15 protein-coding genes and 5 pseudogenes are annotated in these 19,957 nt (G+C 43.3%); 9 read left to right on the forward strand and 11 right to left on the reverse strand.

Features of this window, described 5'->3' with window-relative positions:
• Positions 1-2: 2 nt before the first annotated feature.
• The 4 genes from fliE to BV405_RS10650 all read right to left on the reverse strand — a co-directional run bounded on the left by fliE (position 3) and on the right by BV405_RS10650 (position 3,265).
• The gene (gene fliE, locus BV405_RS10635; protein WP_086480824.1) at positions 3-359 is read right to left on the reverse strand and encodes a flagellar hook-basal body complex protein FliE; all 357 of its coding nucleotides are present in this window, start codon (positions 357-359) and stop codon (positions 3-5) included.
• 79 nt (positions 360-438) lie between these two features.
• Positions 439-1,845 (reverse strand): sigma-54-dependent transcriptional regulator, encoded by a 1,407-nt coding sequence (locus BV405_RS10640; protein WP_086480825.1) that lies wholly within the window; start codon positions 1,843-1,845, stop codon positions 439-441.
• Between the two features lie 5 nt (positions 1,846-1,850).
• Entirely contained in the window at positions 1,851-2,993 is a 1,143-nt protein-coding gene (locus BV405_RS10645) for a sensor histidine kinase (RefSeq protein WP_086480826.1), read from the reverse strand.
• Positions 2,990-3,265, reverse strand: a complete 276-nt coding sequence (locus BV405_RS10650) for a hypothetical protein (protein ID WP_086480827.1) — start codon at positions 3,263-3,265, stop codon at positions 2,990-2,992. The genes BV405_RS10645 and BV405_RS10650 overlap by 4 nt, the downstream gene beginning before the upstream one ends.
• 347 nt (positions 3,266-3,612) lie before the next feature.
• Here BV405_RS10650 and hisH point away from each other — a divergent pair, with 347 nt between their 5' ends.
• From hisH to BV405_RS18115, 7 genes and pseudogenes are all read left to right on the forward strand, one after another.
• Positions 3,613-4,251: an imidazole glycerol phosphate synthase subunit HisH gene (gene hisH / locus BV405_RS10655; RefSeq protein ID WP_140054552.1), complete on the forward strand. Its 639-nt coding sequence runs from the start codon at positions 3,613-3,615 to the stop codon at positions 4,249-4,251.
• On the forward strand, positions 4,244-5,053 hold the full coding sequence (locus tag BV405_RS10660; protein WP_086480829.1) for an imidazole glycerol phosphate synthase cyclase subunit: 810 nt from the start codon (positions 4,244-4,246) through the stop codon (positions 5,051-5,053). Before hisH ends, BV405_RS10660 begins: the two co-directional genes overlap by 8 nt.
• An 8-nt stretch (positions 5,054-5,061) precedes the next feature.
• Positions 5,062-6,336: an N-acetyl sugar amidotransferase gene (locus tag BV405_RS10665; RefSeq protein ID WP_086480830.1), complete on the forward strand. Its 1,275-nt coding sequence runs from the start codon at positions 5,062-5,064 to the stop codon at positions 6,334-6,336.
• A gap of 3 nt (positions 6,337-6,339) precedes the next feature.
• The gene (locus tag BV405_RS10670; RefSeq protein WP_086480831.1) at positions 6,340-7,446 is read left to right on the forward strand and encodes an N-acetyl sugar amidotransferase; all 1,107 of its coding nucleotides are present in this window, start codon (positions 6,340-6,342) and stop codon (positions 7,444-7,446) included.
• 170 nt (positions 7,447-7,616) lie between these two features.
• A pseudogene (locus BV405_RS10675) lies at positions 7,617-8,543 on the forward strand (integrase core domain-containing protein); the annotation flags it as partial.
• A gap of 27 nt (positions 8,544-8,570) precedes the next feature.
• A pseudogene (locus tag BV405_RS10680) lies at positions 8,571-8,990 on the forward strand (transposase); the annotation flags it as partial.
• A 121-nt stretch (positions 8,991-9,111) separates the two neighbouring features.
• A pseudogene (locus tag BV405_RS18115) lies at positions 9,112-10,206 on the forward strand (IS256 family transposase); the annotation flags it as partial.
• 65 nt (positions 10,207-10,271) lie between these two features.
• Here the strand turns inward: BV405_RS18115 and BV405_RS10690 are convergent.
• The 7 genes from BV405_RS10690 to BV405_RS10720 form a co-directional block, all read right to left on the reverse strand.
• Positions 10,272-10,589 (reverse strand): hypothetical protein, encoded by a 318-nt coding sequence (locus BV405_RS10690; RefSeq protein ID WP_140054554.1) that lies wholly within the window; start codon positions 10,587-10,589, stop codon positions 10,272-10,274.
• An 11-nt stretch (positions 10,590-10,600) separates the two neighbouring features.
• Positions 10,601-12,799 carry a motility associated factor glycosyltransferase family protein gene (locus BV405_RS10695; RefSeq protein ID WP_086480833.1) on the reverse strand — a complete coding sequence of 733 codons (2,199 nt, stop codon included), beginning with the start codon at positions 12,797-12,799 and terminating at the stop codon, positions 10,601-10,603.
• Positions 12,789-13,226: a flagellar export chaperone FliS gene (gene fliS, locus BV405_RS10700; protein ID WP_086480834.1), complete on the reverse strand. Its 438-nt coding sequence runs from the start codon at positions 13,224-13,226 to the stop codon at positions 12,789-12,791. The genes BV405_RS10695 and fliS overlap by 11 nt, the downstream gene beginning before the upstream one ends.
• Before the next feature lie 37 nt (positions 13,227-13,263).
• On the reverse strand, positions 13,264-15,006 hold the full coding sequence (gene fliD, locus BV405_RS10705; protein WP_086480835.1) for a flagellar filament capping protein FliD: 1,743 nt from the start codon (positions 15,004-15,006) through the stop codon (positions 13,264-13,266).
• A gap of 40 nt (positions 15,007-15,046) precedes the next feature.
• Complete coding sequence (locus BV405_RS10710; RefSeq protein ID WP_176330117.1) at positions 15,047-15,472, reverse strand: flagellar protein FlaG; 426 nt, start codon at positions 15,470-15,472, stop codon at positions 15,047-15,049.
• Positions 15,473-15,622: 150 nt separating this feature from the next.
• A complete protein-coding gene (locus tag BV405_RS10715; RefSeq protein WP_086480836.1) occupies positions 15,623-16,789 on the reverse strand; it encodes a flagellin N-terminal helical domain-containing protein in 1,167 nt (388 codons plus the stop codon).
• Positions 16,790-16,928: 139 nt separating this feature from the next.
• The gene (locus BV405_RS10720) at positions 16,929-18,134 is read right to left on the reverse strand and encodes a flagellin N-terminal helical domain-containing protein (RefSeq protein WP_086480837.1); all 1,206 of its coding nucleotides are present in this window, start codon (positions 18,132-18,134) and stop codon (positions 16,929-16,931) included.
• Positions 18,135-18,438: 304 nt separating this feature from the next.
• Between BV405_RS10720 and BV405_RS10725 the strand changes: the two are divergent.
• Both BV405_RS10725 and istA read left to right on the forward strand, forming a co-directional pair.
• Positions 18,439-18,815: pseudogene (locus tag BV405_RS10725) on the forward strand (transposase); the annotation flags it as partial.
• A 225-nt stretch (positions 18,816-19,040) separates the two neighbouring features.
• Positions 19,041-19,904, forward strand: a pseudogene (istA, locus tag BV405_RS10730) (IS21 family transposase); the annotation flags it as partial.
• Positions 19,905-19,957 lie beyond the last annotated feature (53 nt).

Raw genomic sequence — 19,957 nt, forward strand, 5'->3', positions numbered from 1 at the left:
AATTAAACAGGCATACGCATAATTTCCTGGTACGCAGATACCAGCTTATTTCGAACTTGGCTCATCGCCTCAAAAGCAACTGTCGATTTTTGCGATGCAATCATTACCTGAGTAATGTCCACTTCAGGATCACCCATTTCATAGGATTCACGAAGTGCACTTGCTGTTTTTTGAGTTTCATTAACCTTGTCAATAGCAGCCTTCAACATCTCCGAGAAGTCAGGCGCATCAGCAGGCTTTGCACCGTCAACTGCACCAGCAGGCTTAACTGAAGGAGCAACACGGCTTGCCTGATGGATTTCAGACTGCATAGATCGAATCTGATCCAGCACACCTGATATATCAGCTCTATCAACCATGACTCACCTCATTACTCATAATTATAAACGACAATCTATTAATTCTATATCGGACTACACATCCATTGCCAGCCCAGTGCTATGCAATTTCAATTTCCCTTTCAACATCTATGCCATTGTCACGCATCTTTGCCATTTTATAACGTAACGTTCGAGGGCTAATCCCTAATTTCTCAGCAGCCCTGTTCTTTCTTCCGCGGCACTCTTTGAGAACAGCAATAATCATCTGAAACTCTTTCACCTGAAGATCATCACCAAGGGTACCCGTGACACCAGCAGCTTCAGGATTAGCACTAAAACCAGCAGGCTCTGAGGCAGCAGCAACTTCAGAATCTAGGCAAATATTGTCCGCAACCGCTGCAGGCTCTATGCAAAGATCTGCCGCTTCAACGATTGCCCCCATCTGAAGAATGAGCGCTCTTTGCACCACATTCTCCAGCTCACGAACATTACCTGGCCAAGAATAACTTTCCAGAGCCTGCTTCGCATCTAACGCTAAGGAGACAGCTGATCGGTTCATTTTTAAGGCATGCTTAGCAAATAACTTTTCTGCCAAAGGAACAATATCCCCTACACGCTCGCGAAGTGGAGCCAAGGTCACTGGAAACACATTTAAACGATAGTACAAATCCTCACGAAAACGCCCTTCTGAAATGTATTCGCGCATGTTTCTGTTCGTGGTCGCGATAACACGAACATCAAGCTTAATAATTTTTCGACCACCAACACGCTCAACTTCCTGCTCCTGCAATACACGCAGTAACTTGGACTGAAGATCAATAGCCATTTCAGAAATTTCATCAAGCAACAAGGTCCCACCGTTTGCTTGCTCAAACTTACCCGGAGCACTCGAATGAGCTCCTGTAAAAGCACCCTTTTCATGACCAAAAAGCGTTGCCTCGAGCATCGTCTCAGGAATAGCAGCACAATTGATTGCTACAAATGGTTTGTCAGCACGCTGTGAGTGCCGATGTATATATTGAGCAATAACTTCCTTACCAGAACCGCTTTCACCAGCAATCAGCACTGTTGAATCAGTGACAGCCACTCGTTTCGCTAATGCAAAAGCATGACGGCTTTTTTCACTAACCATAATTGGTTCATCAGACTGAAGCACACCAACGCTTTGGCAGTATTTATCAACTAACTCAACCAACTTTTCCGGTTCAAAGGGCTTAACCAGGTAATCAACAGCCCCCTGCCTCATCGCATCAACAGCATTGGAAATCGAACCATACGCAGTAATTAGAAGAAAGCTTAGACCCGGATATTTTACAGCAACATGCTCTAACAACTGATGTCCATCGATACCAGGCATATTGACATCTGAAACCACCATATCGAAGCTTTCCTGAGCCAACCTGACTATGGCAGACTCACCACAATCTGCATCTTTTACGTCATAACCTGCGAGCTCGAGAGTATCGACCAAGGCCTCTCTCAGGTCAGCATCATCTTCAACTACAAGTAGCTTTCCTTTATGCATAACGACTATCCGCCAACTCCAATTACCGGTAACGATATTACAAATGAAACACCTTCGCCCAGAACAGAATCAACGCTCAACTTACCCTTATGGGCGCTAACAACAGACTGGACAATAGCTAAGCCTAAGCCAGTACCCTGACTTTTGGTAGTAAAAAAGGGTTCAAGGATTTTTTCAAGCTGATCAGCCGGAATGCCAGGACCATTATCACAAACTGTAATCTGCAATATACCATTCGCCTCAAAAGCAAAACCAACATCTACTTTTTCAGCCCCAGCCTGAACGGCATTATTCACAAGATTAAGAATCGCACCAGACAAAGACTCCTGATGCCCAAGCAGTGTGCCACTAGCATCACAACTAACAAGAACATCCGTACTACTTGACATTGAAATACTCTCTGACTCAGTCAGAACTGAATCAGCTAAAGAGGCAACTGAAAAAGGCTCTGCAACCGTACTCCCACCACGCGCAAACTGGAGCATATCACCGATCTGCTGCTCCAGATTCTGCAAACGATCTACAAGCTTAGAAGAGAACTTCAGGCGCTTATCTTCGGGCAGCTCGCCCGACTGAAGATGGCCGGCATACAGCATCGCAGCCGATAATGGTGTCCGGATCTGATGCGCCAGAGAAGCTACCATCTGCCCCATTTCAGTCAGACGCTCCCCTCTGCTAACCTGCTCCTGAAGCCTCCGTGTCTCGGTCATATCATTGATAACAATCATCTGACCAGGCTCTTTTTCTAGGGAACGAGTCGATATAGAAACAAGACGCCCATCCTTCAGTGATATCTCATAGCCATCCCCCTGACGCGGGGCAAAACAGCGCTCAATGACATCAATCCATGTATCACCAATTAAATCGCCGCCCAGGAGATCGCAAGCAGTTGGATTTGCACTACTTACAAAACCACTACCATCAATGACAACCACACCTACAGGTAACAAAAAAAGCAGATGTTCAAGCTTTTCAGCCACCTGCTGCTTTTTGGTTAACTCTTCCGAACGCTGCCGCTTAGCCTCTTCAAGCTCGGATGTCAAAGAGACAATCTTTGACTGAAGCTGGTCATAAGAACTCGTCAGCTGCTTGGATAAAGCAGAAAATTCAAGAAAAGCAGCTTGTAACTCTTCTGCAGAGGCACTCATACCCCCCCCTTGTATGCCCTAATCCCAGCCTGGGCCCTAAAAACCCCTCTCATCTTATCACGCCTTTCATCTCGAACCTGATTCAGTCTAAGATACAGCTGCTTGAGACCGTCAAGCATCTGACTTAGCATAACATTGTCTGCATTACCTGATTCACAAAGAGATTTTGTTTCTTTATCCAACTCATCAGCTAATTGCTCAAGTTCTTCAAAGCTTTCACTCTTGAGAGCAGACTGAAAAAGATCCATATACGTATCAACAGGGCTATTCATAATTACAGGCCTAATAGTTGATGACACAAAATCGGGAGCCACTCTAAGCAGCACCACACATTACCGTCAAGCCAATCCAAAACAATCATTTAAAAAGCAATTTTACAGTCCTGATCCTGAAAACAACCAGAGCAGTGAATGCCCCCCCTTATCCTCACAGCTCAGCACTTCAGACCGAGAAGAAAGCTATCTTTAATACCTTCGAGTGAGACTAACCCATCGTGAATTTTAAATAACTTCAGAAAACCGCTAAATTGCCGACAATGGCAAAACATAGTCTAGCCTCTGGACACTAGGGTAGGCAAAAAATCATCACTACATTATTACAATTAAAGCCGAGGTGACAATTGAAAGATTTAGAAATTGTTATTGTTGACTATGGTATGGGAAATATTCGATCAATCGAAAATGCAATAAAGAAAATTGGTTACAAAAAACCAACAGTTACCTCCGATCCAACAATAATACAAAATTCGGAATGCATAATTCTACCAGGAGTTGGCGCATTCCCAGACGCAATGTATAAGTTGCAAGAAAAAAAACTGATAGAACACCTAGAAAATGCCGCGGTGGTAAAAAAAACCCCAACACTAGGAATATGCCTAGGAATGCAGCTTTTATTTGAATATTCAATAGAGAAAAAATTGACAAAGGGTTTAGGTTGGATTCCTGGTACAGTTGAATATATAAAACCTAGCAAAGGTTTAAGAGTTCCTCACGTGGGGTGGAACTCAATAAAAAAAACAGATCACGGCGCAATTTTTAACTACTTAAAAACTGACAAAGACTTTTACTTTGTTCATAGCCTACATGCTAAATGCGAAAAAAAGCATATAATTGCAGAGTTCGATTACGGCGAAACAATGGTAGCAGCCGTTAAAAATGACAATATTATCGGAATGCAATTTCATCCGGAAAAAAGTCAAGAAAACGGATTAAATGCTTTAAAAGAGTTTTTCAAATGGGCTAGCAAATATCATGATTAAAACACGACTAATTCCATGTGTAATCACAAAAGGTGATCTAGTGGTACAGAGCTTTAATTTCAATAAATTCTTACCTATTGGCGATATAAAAACCGCAATTGAATTTTTTGCTAACTGGGATGTAGATGAAATAATAGTCATCGATATCGATGCAAGCAAAGAAAAAAGAGATCCAAATTTTGACCTTGTATCATGGGCTTCAAAGGAATGCTTTGTACCACTTACTGTTGGAGGTGGAATTAAAAGCCAAAGACATATCGATAAACTGCTCAAGGCCGGTGCAGACAAAGTCTGCTTGAACTCGGTTGCAAGAGAAAACATTGAATTTATTACTGAATCATCGAACACCTTTGGCAATCAATGTATAACTGTTTCCATTGATATTAAGATGGTCAATGGTAAATATTTCATTTATGACTACACTAAAAAAGAAATTGTAGATTCGGACGTGCGCCTTCATTTACAAAATATTGAATCTGCTGGCGCTGGTGAAATATTAATAAACTCCGTAGACAGAGATGGCAGTCGACAAGGCTACGATATTGAGCTTCTGAAACAAGCAAGCTCATCTGTTACAATACCTGTAATTGCACTCGGAGGAGTAGGCCGATTCGAGCACCTGTCTGAAGCAATAACAAATGGTGGCTGTCACGCAGCAGCAGCAGCAAACATTTTCCAACATGTCGAACACAGCACAATAGCAGCCAAATCACAGATGCGCGCTGCAGGTATTAATGTGCGCCTGAGTTCCGATGTTAAATATGAAGACTTCTCACTCGATATCCTAGGACGCCCATTTTAGGTGACAAGATGAAATTCTGTAATCGTTGTTTTTATCCTGATAACCATGCATTAAATATCATTATTGATGATCAAGGTGTTTGCAGTGGTTGCCGTGTACATGAAGAAAAATACAGTATTGACTGGTCAAAAAAAGCGGAAGAACTATCCAACATATTGGATCAGTATAAAAACAGACCAGGTACATCATACGACTGCGTCATACCTGTAACCGGGGTAGGCGACGATTTTTTTGTGGTAGATTTGGTGAAGAATACGTTTGGACTAAACCCTCTTTTAGTAACATACAACACCCATTTCAATACTAAAGTTGGTGTCAGGAATTTAGCCAGACTGATCACTAAATTGGACTGTGACCATATGATGTCGACAGTTGGCCCGGAAACTATAAAAGAAATAACTCGTATTACTTTGAAAGAATTTGGCGATATGTATTGGCATGTATTAGCCGGGAGCCAAACGTTTCCTGTTCAGGTTGCTACAAAGCTAAATATTCCATTAGTCATTTGGGGAGTAAATGGCTGGCTGGATCAAGTAGGAATGTTTAGCCATTATGATAATGCCGAGATGACCAAGAAAGTAAGGAAAGAACACGCTATGCGTGGCTATGATGCAGAATCACTATTAGGAATGTCTAAAAACATTTCTAAAAAAGACCTTCAAGCCTTTACATACCCATCTGATAAACAGCTAGAAAATTCAAGAGTTCGTGGTTTATATATAGGAAACTATGTCTTTTGGGATTCTAAAGAGCAAACTGAAAGCGCTATAATAAATTTCGGCTATGAGACCCACCTTCAGGAACGAACATATAATACTTACGAGTCTATTAACTGCTTTAACAATGCCAGCGTACACGACTACATCAAATACCTTAAGTTTGGTTACTCAAAAGTTATCGATCATGTAGCCAGAGACATCCGATTGAAAAGACTATCACGAGAAAAAGGCTATTTATTAATAAAGGAGTACTTAGAAAAAAAACCAGAATCACTCAGTACATTTTTAAAATGGATCGATATGAATGAAGAAGAACTCCTCGCCCACATAGATCCTTTCAGAGATCCAAAAGCTTGGTCTAAAGACTGCAATGGGGAATGGTTTTGCCACGGAAGCATTTTAAATAGTAATATAGAAATAGATACAGGATTTGATTATAAGCCAACCGAAACCCAACCATACCTAAGAACAGAGCTTCTTGAAGAACAGTCTAATTCTGATGAATACATTTTATTAGGAAGAACCTACATGGACAAAAACAACTATAAAGCCATTGAGGGTTGATTGATGAATTTTTGTTCAAGCTGTGTAATGCCAGATACCAAACCCGGCGTTGTGTTAGACGAAAATGGTCACTGCAATGCGTGTCGAACTAAAAAAATAAAAGAAGGTATTGATTGGACTGAGCGCTTTAAGCAGTTGGAAAATATTGTACATAACATAAAGAATCAAGAATACCCTTTTTATGACTGCATTGTAGCTGTTAGTGGTGGAAAGGATAGCTGGTATCAAGCTGCGATGCTCGCTGAAAATTTTGGGCTTAAAGTTCTTTGCGTAACTCTTGGTGCTCATTTACCTACAACGGAAGGTATTGAGAACCTGAACAATATGATCAAAGATTTAAACGTTGATCATATGAAAATCACAATTAAGCCTAGCACATTTAGAAAAATACGGAAAAAGTGCTTTTTACGCCAGGGTGAACCTAACTGGGCTGAACACTGCGCAATGTTTTCTTCTGTTGTTAACACAGCACTTATCTATGAGGTCCCACTAGTCATCTGGGGAGAAGATATTGCATTTGAGTTTGGTGGCATACAGCGCTCTGATAGCAAGCCGTCTGCACTAGCGATCGATAAAAGCGACTTAATTAAAGAAAAAACAATATTTGATTGGATTGATAACGATATATCTGAAAGAGATATATTTTTCTACAAGTACCCTGACTATAAAAAACTTGTAGATGCCGGCATTCAAAGCATTTATCTAGGTCACTTTGTAAAGTGGGACGGCAGAGCCAATTATGAGTTCGTGAGAGAACGGGGCTTTATCAGTAGAAAGAAAGGTCCATTGCCAGGTAATTTCTTGGACTATGATAACATTGATGAAAAACTCTGCGAAATCAATATCTGGTTCAAATACCTTAAATTTGGTTTCTGGAGGCCAACAGATCAGACCTGCTATGATATCTGGAATGGCAGACTGTCTCGTCATGACGCTGTAAAGATCGTAAATCAGCTCCAAGATCAAAAGCCATTTAATGACCTTGATGATTTCCTTAATTTCCACATGATAACAAAGGAAGAGTTTGATCAAACAGTAGAGAAGTTCAGAGATAAAGGCATTTGGAAACTGGTCGATGGAGAGTGGGTACTAAAGAACAAGCTGAAGTAAAGTGAAGGCCATGTTTGACATGGCCTGAGACTATAGATAAAACTGTGTAACTGCCTATCATTTAGCCAGTAGTGCTAAGTGTCAAGTTCCAGATGATCAAATTTCATTAAGGAGTTATCCTTTGCTTACTGCAAGAGAACTCCTTCACCAGATCATTCAGGAGCATCTGCATGAACATCAAGTTACATAAGCAGGCGACGACGCCCCCCAGGATCAGAGCTGAGATACAGTAAGCCCCAGAATCCGTCAGCAACAAAGAGCTGGCCAGCCAATATGGCGTTATCGTAACGATGTTCTTGATCGCCCTCATACCCTCCATAGTCTTCTGGCAACACTGACACCCGTACAGGAAGGCATCTTGATTGCGGCTCGTGAACATCTCCATCTGGGCTTGGATGACCTGTTGGCTGTGGGTCGTTAATTCCTTAATCCGGCGCTATCACATTCTGCCCTTCGTATGTTAAAACGAAGACAGGTACCACCTCTGGCAGAACTGACCAGACAGGACAAAGCACTCAGCCCGGATCTAAACTCTGGCCACAAGCCTTTTAAAGCATATGAACACGGTTTTGTGCACATTGATATCAAGTACCTGCCACAGATACCGGATGAAGCGCAGCGCCAATATCTGCATGTTGACATTAACCGCGCAACACACAGGGTTTATCTGGAGGTATTATCCAGTCAGTCTGCGGAAGATACCCGTGACTTCCTGAAGCGCATGATCGATATACCGCTCAGAAGGTGCTGACGGACAACAGAAAATGCTACACAGACCGTTTCACGGTAGGCGGTGAGCGCAAGCCCGCTGGTAAGCATCTTTTTTTATAAGATCTGTCTGGAGCACGAGATTGAACACGGCCTGATCAAGCCAGGGCGCCCTCAAACCAATGGTATGGTGGAGCGTTTTAATGGTCGCATAAGTGATGTGCTGGTAACACGTCGTTACGAGTCATCAGAAGATCTGAAACAGACGTAAAACGCTACTGTTGGTTGTATAATCATCATATATCGCAGAAAGCACTGAACCATCAGCCTCCCATCAAAGCAATGAAGGAATGGCAAGAAAAAACCCGGAATTATTCCATAAGCGGGTGGGGACCCGACAGCTAAGGATAGGCAGTATGTACAAGCAACAACTTGAAGCTTTCGCTCGCGAAGTCGCTAAAACAATTAAAACTGAAAGTGATCTGAACGACTTTCGGCAAATGCTCACCAAGATCACGGTTGAAACGGCACTTAATGCCGAACTTAATGACCATCTTGGTTATGATAAGCATGCCCAAAGCCCCTCTGACAACAGCCGTAATGGTTATTACAGTAAAACGTTAGGCACTGAAGATGGCCAGTTCAAGATTGAGACAACACGGGATCGAAACGGCAGTTTTGAACCACGACTCGTCAAGAAGCAGCAAACCCGCTTTACCTCCATGGACGATAAGATCCTCAGCTTGTATGCCAAGGGTATGAGTACTCGAGAAATCGTTGCATCGTTCCAGGAAATGTATGGCGCCGACGTATCCCCTAGTCTTATCTCCAAGGTGGGCAGTGTTCAAAATTCTGTGTCAACCCCGATAGCTTATCCTCTACAGGGAGTGACACATCATGCCCGATAAATATGAAATCGACATCCAGGCCTTCGCTAAGGCCCTGCAGTCCGATTAGGATCTCAATGGCAAAGACGGTCTGCTTACATCTCTGATCAAGTAGATCACCGAAGCAGCATTAGGCACTACACTGGATGAGCATTTGGGGCCGGATTCCCAGTCTAATCGTAAAAACGGAGCCTCCCGAAAGCAATTAAATGGCTTCTGGCTCTTTTGAGTTGGAAACACCTCGTGATCGCAATGGCTCGTTCGAACCGCAGACGGTTAAAAAGTACCAGACCCGACTGACCGATGAGATGGAACGCAATATCATCTCCCTGTTTGCCTTGGGTAACAGCTACCAGAGCATCCGGGAATATCTGCTGAAATTGTACGGCACCGAAGTCTCTAAGGTAACATTAGCGCCATTACCGACCGGTTGCCCGAGTTAAGAGCTTGGCAGGAACATAAGCTGGGGGCCGTTTACCCCTTTGTCTGGTTGGATGCGACTCACTACAAAATCAAAGAAAACGGCCGCATCGTCTCAAAAGCTCTGGACACGATTTTAGGCCTGAACATCGAAGTGAAAAAGGAACTATTGGGACTCTGTCTCTCTCAGAGTGAGGGTGCTTGTTACTGGCTGAATGTACTGGCTGATCTATAGAACCGGAGTGTAAAAGACATTCTGATCGCCTCAGTGGATTGCCTGAAAGGCTTCCCTGAAGCGATTGATACCGTTTTCCCGAAAACCGAGGTGAAGCGTTGTATCATCCATCAGATCCGCAACAGCGTGAAGTGCGTTTAGGGCAACATAACCCAGAATGCGGCCGAACAGACTTTAGACGAGCTGGAAACGAAATGGGGTACTCAGTACCCACTGGTGATCAAGTTCTGGCGGAGCAAGTGGGGGACCTCTCGGTTTACTTCAAGTATCCGGAACAGGTGCGCAAAGCGATTTACACGACCAATGCGTTTGAGGCGATGCACCGCCAGTTCCGTAAACTGACCAAGACCAAAGGTGGCTTAGCCAATGAAAACGCGTTGCTCAAGCTGCTGTACACAGGTACGTTAAGGCATCAGAGCGATGGACGCATCCGGTGCAAAACTGGAACCTGACACTATCGCAGCTGAGCATCCCCTCGAAAGCCGGATCGACGGTTACGTGGATCTGTAAGTAATGCGTGACACAGAACGATGCCCCCCCCTCGGATAGTCTCCATGGCCTAAATCAACTATAAACTAATTATTTTTATAAGCTTGAATTCCTTTCTTAGCTACAACATGATTTTTTGATTCCTGAGCAATTGCTTTCCTCTTATGTGCAGCCAGCAATGCTAGCTGCTTCATTTCTTCCATAAGCAAGAGCCCTTCGTCTTTAATGAATGACTTTTCATGGTCAGAGAGTGCAAAGATCTTAGATTCAAAGAAGAAAATAATATCCTGCTCTACAAGGTCGCACTTCACACTGACACTTACCCAGTCATCAACTGAAGCAGACTCTTTGATATCGGAAAATTGCTTAACAATATCTGACCAAGAAGTTAGCCTATCATGCATTAGATACACCATTAAAACATGTCATATCTTGACTCCTGATCCCAATTTAGAGCACAGGTATCAAAGTCTTCTTTAATGCCAATGAATAGTTTTCTTAGCTCATCAAACTGATTATTAATTACCTGCAACCTTAACTTTTCAGAGACAGGCAGCATAGCTGTAGAGTTGACGATACTTAGAATATAAAGCAATGAACCATCAACAAGCGAGTACATCCAAGCATCTTCATCCGGCAACATATCCTCACTATGAAACGGTATAGAAAAATAATCAACAAGATCCATAGCTTCATCAATACTTTTAAGCGGCTTGATATTCATTATAGCCTTGTCACATAAATCACCGAGCTTCACTTTCACTGACTCCAGTTCACTAAGCAATTTCTGATAACTTTTTTCTGGCATTAGGCTAAAGTGAGCATCAAATACTGAAGTAACAACAGTCTTCTTATCGAATCCAGACAAGCCATTATCTAAATCAATATTTTCCTTTGATAATGGCTCCGAACCGATTATTTTTGCTCCATTACTACAGTTATTGAATGTTAAAGAACCTTCAAATGTTGCATTCCACCCGGTTAAAATTTCTTCTAATACCCTTTTGAACATAGGAAGAAAGCCTGAAGAATAAACCTCCTGATCGCCAAAATTGGATGGATAAACCTCTGCTTTTGGATTGATTTTATAAAGATCAGACTCACCGTCTTTCAGTTGTTCGTACGCACTATATTTGGAATGATGTTTTTCAGGGTCAAGAGTACCCATATCAACACCAAACAAATAAAAGTCCCGATAACCCATTAAAACTGTGGCACTAATAGCGGTATGAACGCAGCTAGGAGCTAAGCGCGGTATGAGAGCCACACCAGAATCTTTTAGAACTTTATAAACTAAAGAGGAGCCAGACTCGATGTCTTTAAGCATCATACCTGAACGGTTAAATAATGTTGCTGTTCTGGGATGAACCTGAGAAACACCTATAAAAATAGTGTTCTTAATCATTTCAGAGAAACTATCAACACCTTTACTTGACTGCTCTATCCACAAGGGAACATGAGCCGTTCGTTCCAACTCAACATGGAAGTCAGGTTCTATACCCATCATAACCAAAGGTCTAAGTGCAGTCCCACAACTAACAATAACAGCTTTATCCTGAACGCTGGCTATAAATTCAAGATCATCATCTAGAGATGGGCCATTACCAATAATAAAAACAGGAAATTTGCTTTGTCCAAAACCCTTAGCTACATTCCTATTTGAAGCAAGGAGAGGAACATTATTCGCTATATTACCCATAGTATGGGCAATACTATATCTCGAGTCATCATAGAAGCCATAACCACTCAAGTAGCTATAAGAAATCGCAGATTTAATATCTTTAAAAATTTCCTGATAAGATTCTAGAAAAAAAGCACTATACAAGTAGGCACCAGCAACATTATGGCGCCCTATGCTGTTCACAACATGAGAGATATCACTTACCAGATCTTTTTGACAGTTATTGATTAGAATTGCAATATACTTACCAGAAGATAAAAAGCGATCTAATATGGCAGCCCAATCAACCAGTTGCATCGAGGCGAAAAAAATATCTGGATTTGGCTCAGCGATTATTAATTTTCGAATATCATAATCCAAGCTCAAGCGCTCAATATCAAAGCCCAAACCAACAGAAAAGATAAACATCAAATTAATCTGTTGTGGCAGTATCCTATTATTGCTTGGCTGAAGCGTTTCATCTTCTTGTTTAAAAAATGAGCTAACGGATATCTCTTCTACTAAGCCTTTCAAGGCTTCATGCTGAAACTGAGCAATTTTGCTTAGAGAAGCATTATGAAGGTAATTAACCTCATCCGGAAGCTCATTAGAACCAGAGCCGATAATGTAGGGGCGTTGAATCGGTGATGAAGAATATTTTTTGAAATTATCTAAGCACTCAACAACGGGATTCTCACCATAGATTACTTTTTCATTCAAACGGTCGAATAAATTTATATTGCCTGATTGATCATATATCAGAAAATACTGTTCCTCACTATATTCTTTGAACATTTCATAAATATCAGGCAAGTGTTGTTTGAACGCTGCCAAATTATCAGTTAGGCGCTTCTCAATAAAAGCGGCAACCAACTCATAGTCTGTAAAACTCTCTGTATCGTTTTTTATATTTCGTGGAGAATTTTTTTCCTGCATAACCTTTTTATCCTGCATCCGTACTTACCTGAGGCCCTTTCTGACGCATATTTTCAGCCTCAATCACAGCATCCATAGGAATTGAATCCCAACCAGCCTTAATTTCCCCCATAACCTTTTCAACAGACTCTATCTTGTCAACCTTCATTTCTGATGAGGCAGTAATCAACTCATTCAGACAGAAATCATACAAAGCAAGCAGATTACCAGAAACCTCTTCATTTTTGTCTGACTGAAGGCTGGCTGCTAGGGTTGTAATAATGGCCTGAGTTTTTGAGATATGAAATGACTTCTTCTCATAGTCCTTATTCTGCACAGCAACCTTTGCCTGCTTTAGAAAGATCATACAGCCATCAAGTAATTTTTTGGTTATCTGATATGGGGATGCACCTTCCAGCCCGCTTTCTACACTTACATTTTTATACTGATTGATCGCTTTATTCATGGTAGAACCTTTATCTTTTGTATTTCACGGATGGGAATTATTTCGCCGCACCCGGTAAAGCAGCAAGTTGAGGGCCAATATACTGCATAATTGAATTCATTTTGGCCATGGTGGCATCTAGGGCTGTAAACTGCTGCTTTAATGTTTTCTCGTAACTTTCGATATAACGCGCATGGGCTTCGTACTGAGCCTCAATATCTTTCATCTGTTCCTGAAAAGAGTCTTCCTTTCCTTTAATAATCCCTGTGAAGCTGACAAAGTTATCAAGTTGAGAGCTAATTTCATCACCAAGTCCAGCTGTTGATGCAGCCCCCTCACCAGCAAAAAGTTTTTGCAGATCTGTCATATCACCAGCCAGTGCAGCATTCAGGCGATCACTATTGGTAGCCAAAGTGCCATCACTCTCAATCTCAAGACCAATAGAGTAGAGAGTGTTTAACTCTGAGTCTGCACCATCTACCTGGCGCGTAATCAGGTTATTCAATACAGATTCCACGTTACGAAGGATGGGGTCGGTACTTAATTTACCGGCAATAAAATTCCCCTCTTCATCTGTTGAACCTTTCAGCTCGTTCATTTTCTCCCGTAGCTTGTTATAGGCGGAAGCAAATGCATCAATTTTCGATTTCACATCACTCTGACTATTGCCTACAGTTAAAGATGCTGTTTCAGCATCTGCAGTACCAGCATCCTTAGACTGCTTAAGCGCGGTAATGGTAAGACCGGAAACGGCAGCATCAAAAGTGTTGGTATCATTTGTAATTGAAACACCATCAACTTTAATCTCTGCATCAGATGCAGCTGTACCAATAACCATATTTCCAGCGCCAGTAGTCAAACCACTCAGGTTAGCTGACTCACCTATCACATTGCCATCCGCATCTTCACCATCGGAAGAGGTAACAATAAGGTTATTACCAGTACCAGTGATTGATGACTGGTAAACTAGCTTCCCATCAATAATGTTAGCGGTTACACCAAAGTTATCATCAGCACTATTGATAGCTGCAACAACAGCATCTAATGACTTTGTTTCATCTGGGTCTATATCAACATTAAAGGTTTTTCCATCAGCCTCAAACGTTAATCGACCTGCCAACCCAGTTTCCTTTGTGCTATCCGCACGTAGGGTCATATCGGCATTCGTCCCAGTAGTAGCAAAGGAGCCAACATTAGCATTGCTGGCCTCAACTGCAACGGTTCCGGATGTTCCCAACTTGAAATACTCGAGTCTACCATCCACTACCTTAGCCGATATACCTGCAGCTTTAAGGTCTGTATCAGCATTGATTTTATCTTTGATCGCCTCAAGTGACTCAGAACCGTCCAGAGTGATGGTTTTGGTTGTAGCAGCTCCAGTAGTGAACGTAAGATCACCCGCTTTACTGAGCGCCGTTGTAGTGCTGGCAAAAAAATCACTTTGGTATTTCTCCGAGCGCCAAAATGATGTTGCCTTACTCCCCTGGGCAAGAGAGACCACTTCAATATCGTAACTAGAAGCAACTGCACTATCGCCAGCTTCAACTTTGATCAGATCTCCACTGGCAGGCTGTGTCAGCGTGGGCGTCATTTTGGTAAAGAGGCTACTGTCTTTCAGTGCATCTGAAGCGCTTTGAAAGTCCGATAATGCACTTTTCAGGATACCAAGGCCCGAAATCGAGTCTTCAATTTGGATCTCTCTTCGAGTCAATTGATTAACTTTAGGCTCTGTTGCTACTCTCACTAAGCCATCTAGCATAGTAGACAGATCCAAACCTGATCCGATACCTAAAAAGTTCATAACGATCTCCTGATAGCGATTTACGCTATGCGTTTAAAATTTAAACTTCGTCTGACAAAAGATTGAAGGCAGAACGGGCATCCCCTTGCAAAAACTCCTTCATCACCTCATCCAGCCTTTTGGCAATAGCAATCGTCTGCTCGGATGGGATCTGACGAATCACTTCGTCCGTGTCTTTATCTACTACTTTTACAATAACTTTCTGCAGCTCTTTCTCAACCTGAAGACGCAAGCTTACTTTTTGAATATCTGCATACTGATTCACTTTTTCAACGGCATCACGGAGATCTTCTTCACTGCCCTCTTTGCCTGCCATTGAGGATTTGAGCTCTTCAATCGCTGAAGCCCTCGCATTTTCCAGTTTAACCCCCGCCTCAGTGGTAACCTTATCAACCTGAGTAGCGGAATTTTTTTGCCGCATATCTGCGCTATGCCCATACGCATCTGTTGAAGAATCAATTTTCATGCCAACCCCCATTCACCATCGGCTTACTAACAGTATAACTTTTATATCGGCCTGTGCAGCTAAAGCTTAAAATGAATTTTGCTGCTTTTTGTAGCCAAAAAAAAAATCCCGCCGAAGCGGGATTTTTGACTGTTAACTGTTGCGTAGTGATTAACGCAGCAGAGACAGTGCAGTCTGAGGCAGCTGATTCGCCTGAGACAGGATCGTAGTAGATGCCTGCTGTATGATCTGGTTACGGGTCAGCTCAGCAGTTTCTGCTGCGAAATCAGTATCCTGAATACGCGCACGGGAATCAGAAACGTTAACTACAGCCGTGGTGTTATTGCGTACCATGGAAGTTAGACCGTTCTGCTCTGCCCCGAGTTTTGCACGCTGCTTATCCACTTGCGTCACAAGATCACTCATAGCATCTAGCAGAGTATCCGTTGCAAATGCATACAGCTCATTCATCTGGGTATCATCCCAACCAGTTGAAACAGCACCTGTTACTGTAATCACATTAGTAAGTGCCGCCTCAATCAATGAGGCGTTAGCTGTAGATGCAGTAGGTTCAGAGGACAGAATTGTAGCCAGCGCAGACATGTTGAACGTAATGCTGTTATCTTTGCCCATTTCATTAGCAGCTACACTATCACCTACAGTGTTATTGAATAGCGCAGAAACTGCATCCTGAACACCAGATTCATCGTTAGCCACCATATAAGCAGCCACCAACTTACCTACCGTTCCATAGTTTTGAATGTTTGTACTATCTAAAGCCGACATGACACCTGTAATACTTTCATCATCAGCAACTTTTCCAAACAAAGCAGCTAATTTAGCATTACCAGTTGTTACTGTATCCTGCTCACCAGAAAAGGCACCCGACTGAATCTGAAACCCTTCTGAAGGAGACTCACCATTCAGAATTTTCAGGGTACCGTAAGCTGTACGATCAGCAATGTCGTTATTCACCTTACCTAGTTTCTCAAATTCCTCTGCCAGAGCACTACGATCGTCACTGGAAAGAGTTCGATTCCCCCCCTGAACAGCCAGCTGCCGCATGCGCTGAATATTATTGGTAATCTCCCCCAAAGCACCTTCAGCGATCTGAGCGATGGATATGCCGTCGTTAGCGTTACGACTAGCCTGATTAAGACCTGTAATCTGAGTGGTCAGACGATCAGAAATCTGCAAGCCTGCAGCATCATCACGCGCACTATTAATACGGCTACCAGAAGACAGCTTTTCAAAAGAACTATTCATGCGTGCAGTCACGTCCATCAGATTTTTTTGACCTGATAGCGATGCAACATTAGTATTTACAAATAAAGCCATAACATAATCCTCAAACTCTATTGCAGCTTTTAAGCCAAACAAATCTGCTTTAATCAAGATCCGCTAGCAACTACAAACTTTTAGCTTCGGCAGGGAAGTTCTGAAAAAAATTCAGACCCCCTATTATTTAAAAGAGCAACTATCGTAGTAAAGACAGTGCAGTCTGAGGCAACTGGTTTGCCTGAGACAGAATGGTAGTAGAAGCCTGCTGAATGATCTGATTACGTGTGAGTTCAGCTGTTTCAGCTGCAAAATCAGTATCCTGAATACGAGCTCGGGAATCCGACACATTTACAACAGCAGTCGTATTATTACGCACCATAGAGGTCAAACCATTTTGCTCTGCACCAAGCTTTGCACGTTGCTTATCAACTGAAGTCACCAAGCCACTCATGGCATCCAGCAAAGTATCCGTCATAAACCCATGTAGCGTATTCAGCTGAGCATCGGAATAACCACCGTCTGAGTCAATTGCTGTTGCCGCCGCTACCCCAACAAAACTACCAGTACCTGTCAGCACAGCTGACATATCAGCTGTTGCATGATCAGCTGTCAGTGTTGTCGTAAGAATCTTAGTCAACTCATCCACATCAACCGCAAAGGCACTATTCTCACCCATTGTGCTCAACTTACCAGCCTGCGCTGCAAAATCAGCACCAAAGATAGCATCAATAGCAACCCCAACATCCGACTGACCTTCTTGGATCATGTATGCTGCCGTGATTTCACCAATGGTACCCAAAGCACTAAGGGCCTCAGCACTGATCAGCGAAATATCGATACCGCCAGCAATAGTACCAGCTTCAATCTCATTTTTAGCAATCTGGCCAAACAAAGATGCCAGCTTAGCATTACCTGTTGTAACAGTATCCTGCTCACCACTAAAGGCACCGGACTGAACCTGGAAACCAGCAGAGTTAGCATCATAATTCAGGATTTTCAGCGTGCCGTAAGCTGTACGATCTGCAATATCATTATTGACGTTCGCCAGCTTTGAGAACTCTTCACCCAAGGCACTACGATCATCGTCAGATAATGTACGGTTACCGCCTTGAACAGCTAACTGGCGCATACGCTGGATGTTATTGGTAATTTCACCCAAAGCGCCCTCAGCGATCTGGGCGATAGAGATACCATCATTAGCGTTACGACTAGCTTGGTTTAAACCAGTGATCTGAGTGGTAAGACGGTCGGATATCTGCAACCCTGCAGCATCATCACGAGCGCTATTAATACGACTACCTGAAGACAGCTTCTCAAAAGAGCTGTTCATACGGGCTGTCACATCCATCAAATTTTTTTGACCTGACAGCGATGCCACATTGGTATTTACGAATAAAGCCATGGGAAACCTCACACTTACTCAAAGCTATTAAGAGCGCTATTAGCTCATGTAATATCCTTATCGGCTGCGCAGAAAGTGACTTTAATTTTTTCTTAGTAAATTTTTATGCCGTACATCAATCGAGTAGGAGGAGGCCTCACGGCCTCCGTCCTCTCACACTACCGTACAAGCGTGGGTCGCATACGGCGGTTTGAATAGACTTTTAGTGATTCGTACCCATCTCGCAATGAGTATAAACTGTCCAGGTTGAATATACCGGACACCTCAAGAAGAGATAAACTCTTCATAACAAGAGGTGCTGCCCATGACTGCAAAACGAAGCTATAAGCAATATCCTCAAGAGTTTAAGGAAGAGGCTGTCGCCCTTGTCATTGAGCAAGGGTACTCTGTCCCGGAAGCGGCTAAATCTCTGGGTGTTGCCACCAATTTACTCTACCGCTGGAAAGACAAGCAGGAACAGTCTAACGGTGAGTCATCTTTGGCAGAGACAGAACAAGAAGAGCTCAAAAGGCTTCGTCAAGAAGTTAAAACACTGCGCATGGAGAAAGAGATTTTAAAAAAGGCCAGCGCTTTCTTTGCGAAAGAAATGAAGTAAAACACCACTTTATTAACACGCACTGCCAGAGCTATCCGGTACGACTGCTCTGTCAGGTCATGAACGTCAGTAAATCGGCGTTCTACGCATAGAAAGCGCGCCCAGCAAAGATTATTGCATATTCTGCCCCAACGTGAACGGTCATTCTGGTCGAACGTGAACACCGATTCTGGCCCAATGTGAACACCCATTCTGGATTGAACGTGAACAGTTTTACTCCGTCTCCAGAATCACTGTTCACGCTCCAGATTCCGCCTCCGCATTGATTTTTCCAACTGGTAACCTGCTCCCTTTTTCGTCTGGAGAGCGGTATGCCAAACAAGAGATTATCAATGCGACAATTACGAGAAATCTTGCGCCTGCGCTTGCAGGCAGACCTCAGCGTCCGGCAGATTCAACGCAGCCTGCGTGTCAGTGTCGGGGCCGTATCCAAAGTCCTCAGCAAAGCGGCTGAGCTGGATATAGACTGGGCAGCCGTGGAGGCTTTGGATGATGTCCAACTCGCCAACCGCTTTTACCCCAAAGCCGATAACCGCCAATCCAATCAGTTTGAGATGCCGAACTGGCGAGAGGTTCATCAGGAACTGTCTCGCAAAGGGATGACCAAGCATCTGCTTTGGGAGGAATATACCCAGCAGTATCCCAACCGCAGTTACAGCTACCCGCAGTACTGCCATCACTATCAGGTCTGGCAGAGGAAGCAGCGCCGGTCGATGCGACAGACACACCGGGCCGGTGAAAAGCTGTTCGTTGATTATGCAGGACAGACGGTTCCAGTGGTGAGCGGTACAACCGGCGAAGTGCGTTTTGCTCAGATCTTCGTTGCCGTTATGGGAGCATCTAACTACACCTTTGCCGAAGCGACCTGGACGCAGAACCAAGCCGATTGGTTAGGTAGCCATCTACGTGCCTTCGAGTTCCTGGGCGGGGTGCCAGAACTGGTGATCCCAGACAACCTCAAAAGTGGTGTCTCCAAAGCCTGCCGATATGATCCTGACGTTAATGCGGCCTACCAACAGCTGGCAGCCCACTATGGCACGGCCATCGTTCCCGCCCGGCCTTACAAGCCGAAAGATAAAGTCAAGGCAGAGGTTGGCGTACAGATTATCGAACGCTGTATCCTGGCACGCCTGAGACACCAAACGTTCTTCTCATTGGCGGAGCTGAACACCTGTTAAATCGACCAGCCTTCTCTAGACACTTATTTGCTTTACAATTTAGTGCCCTG

It is taken from the genome of Oceanospirillum sanctuarii (genome assembly GCF_002150805.1).
Lineage (GTDB): Bacteria > Pseudomonadota > Gammaproteobacteria > Pseudomonadales > Halomonadaceae > Oceanospirillum > Oceanospirillum sanctuarii.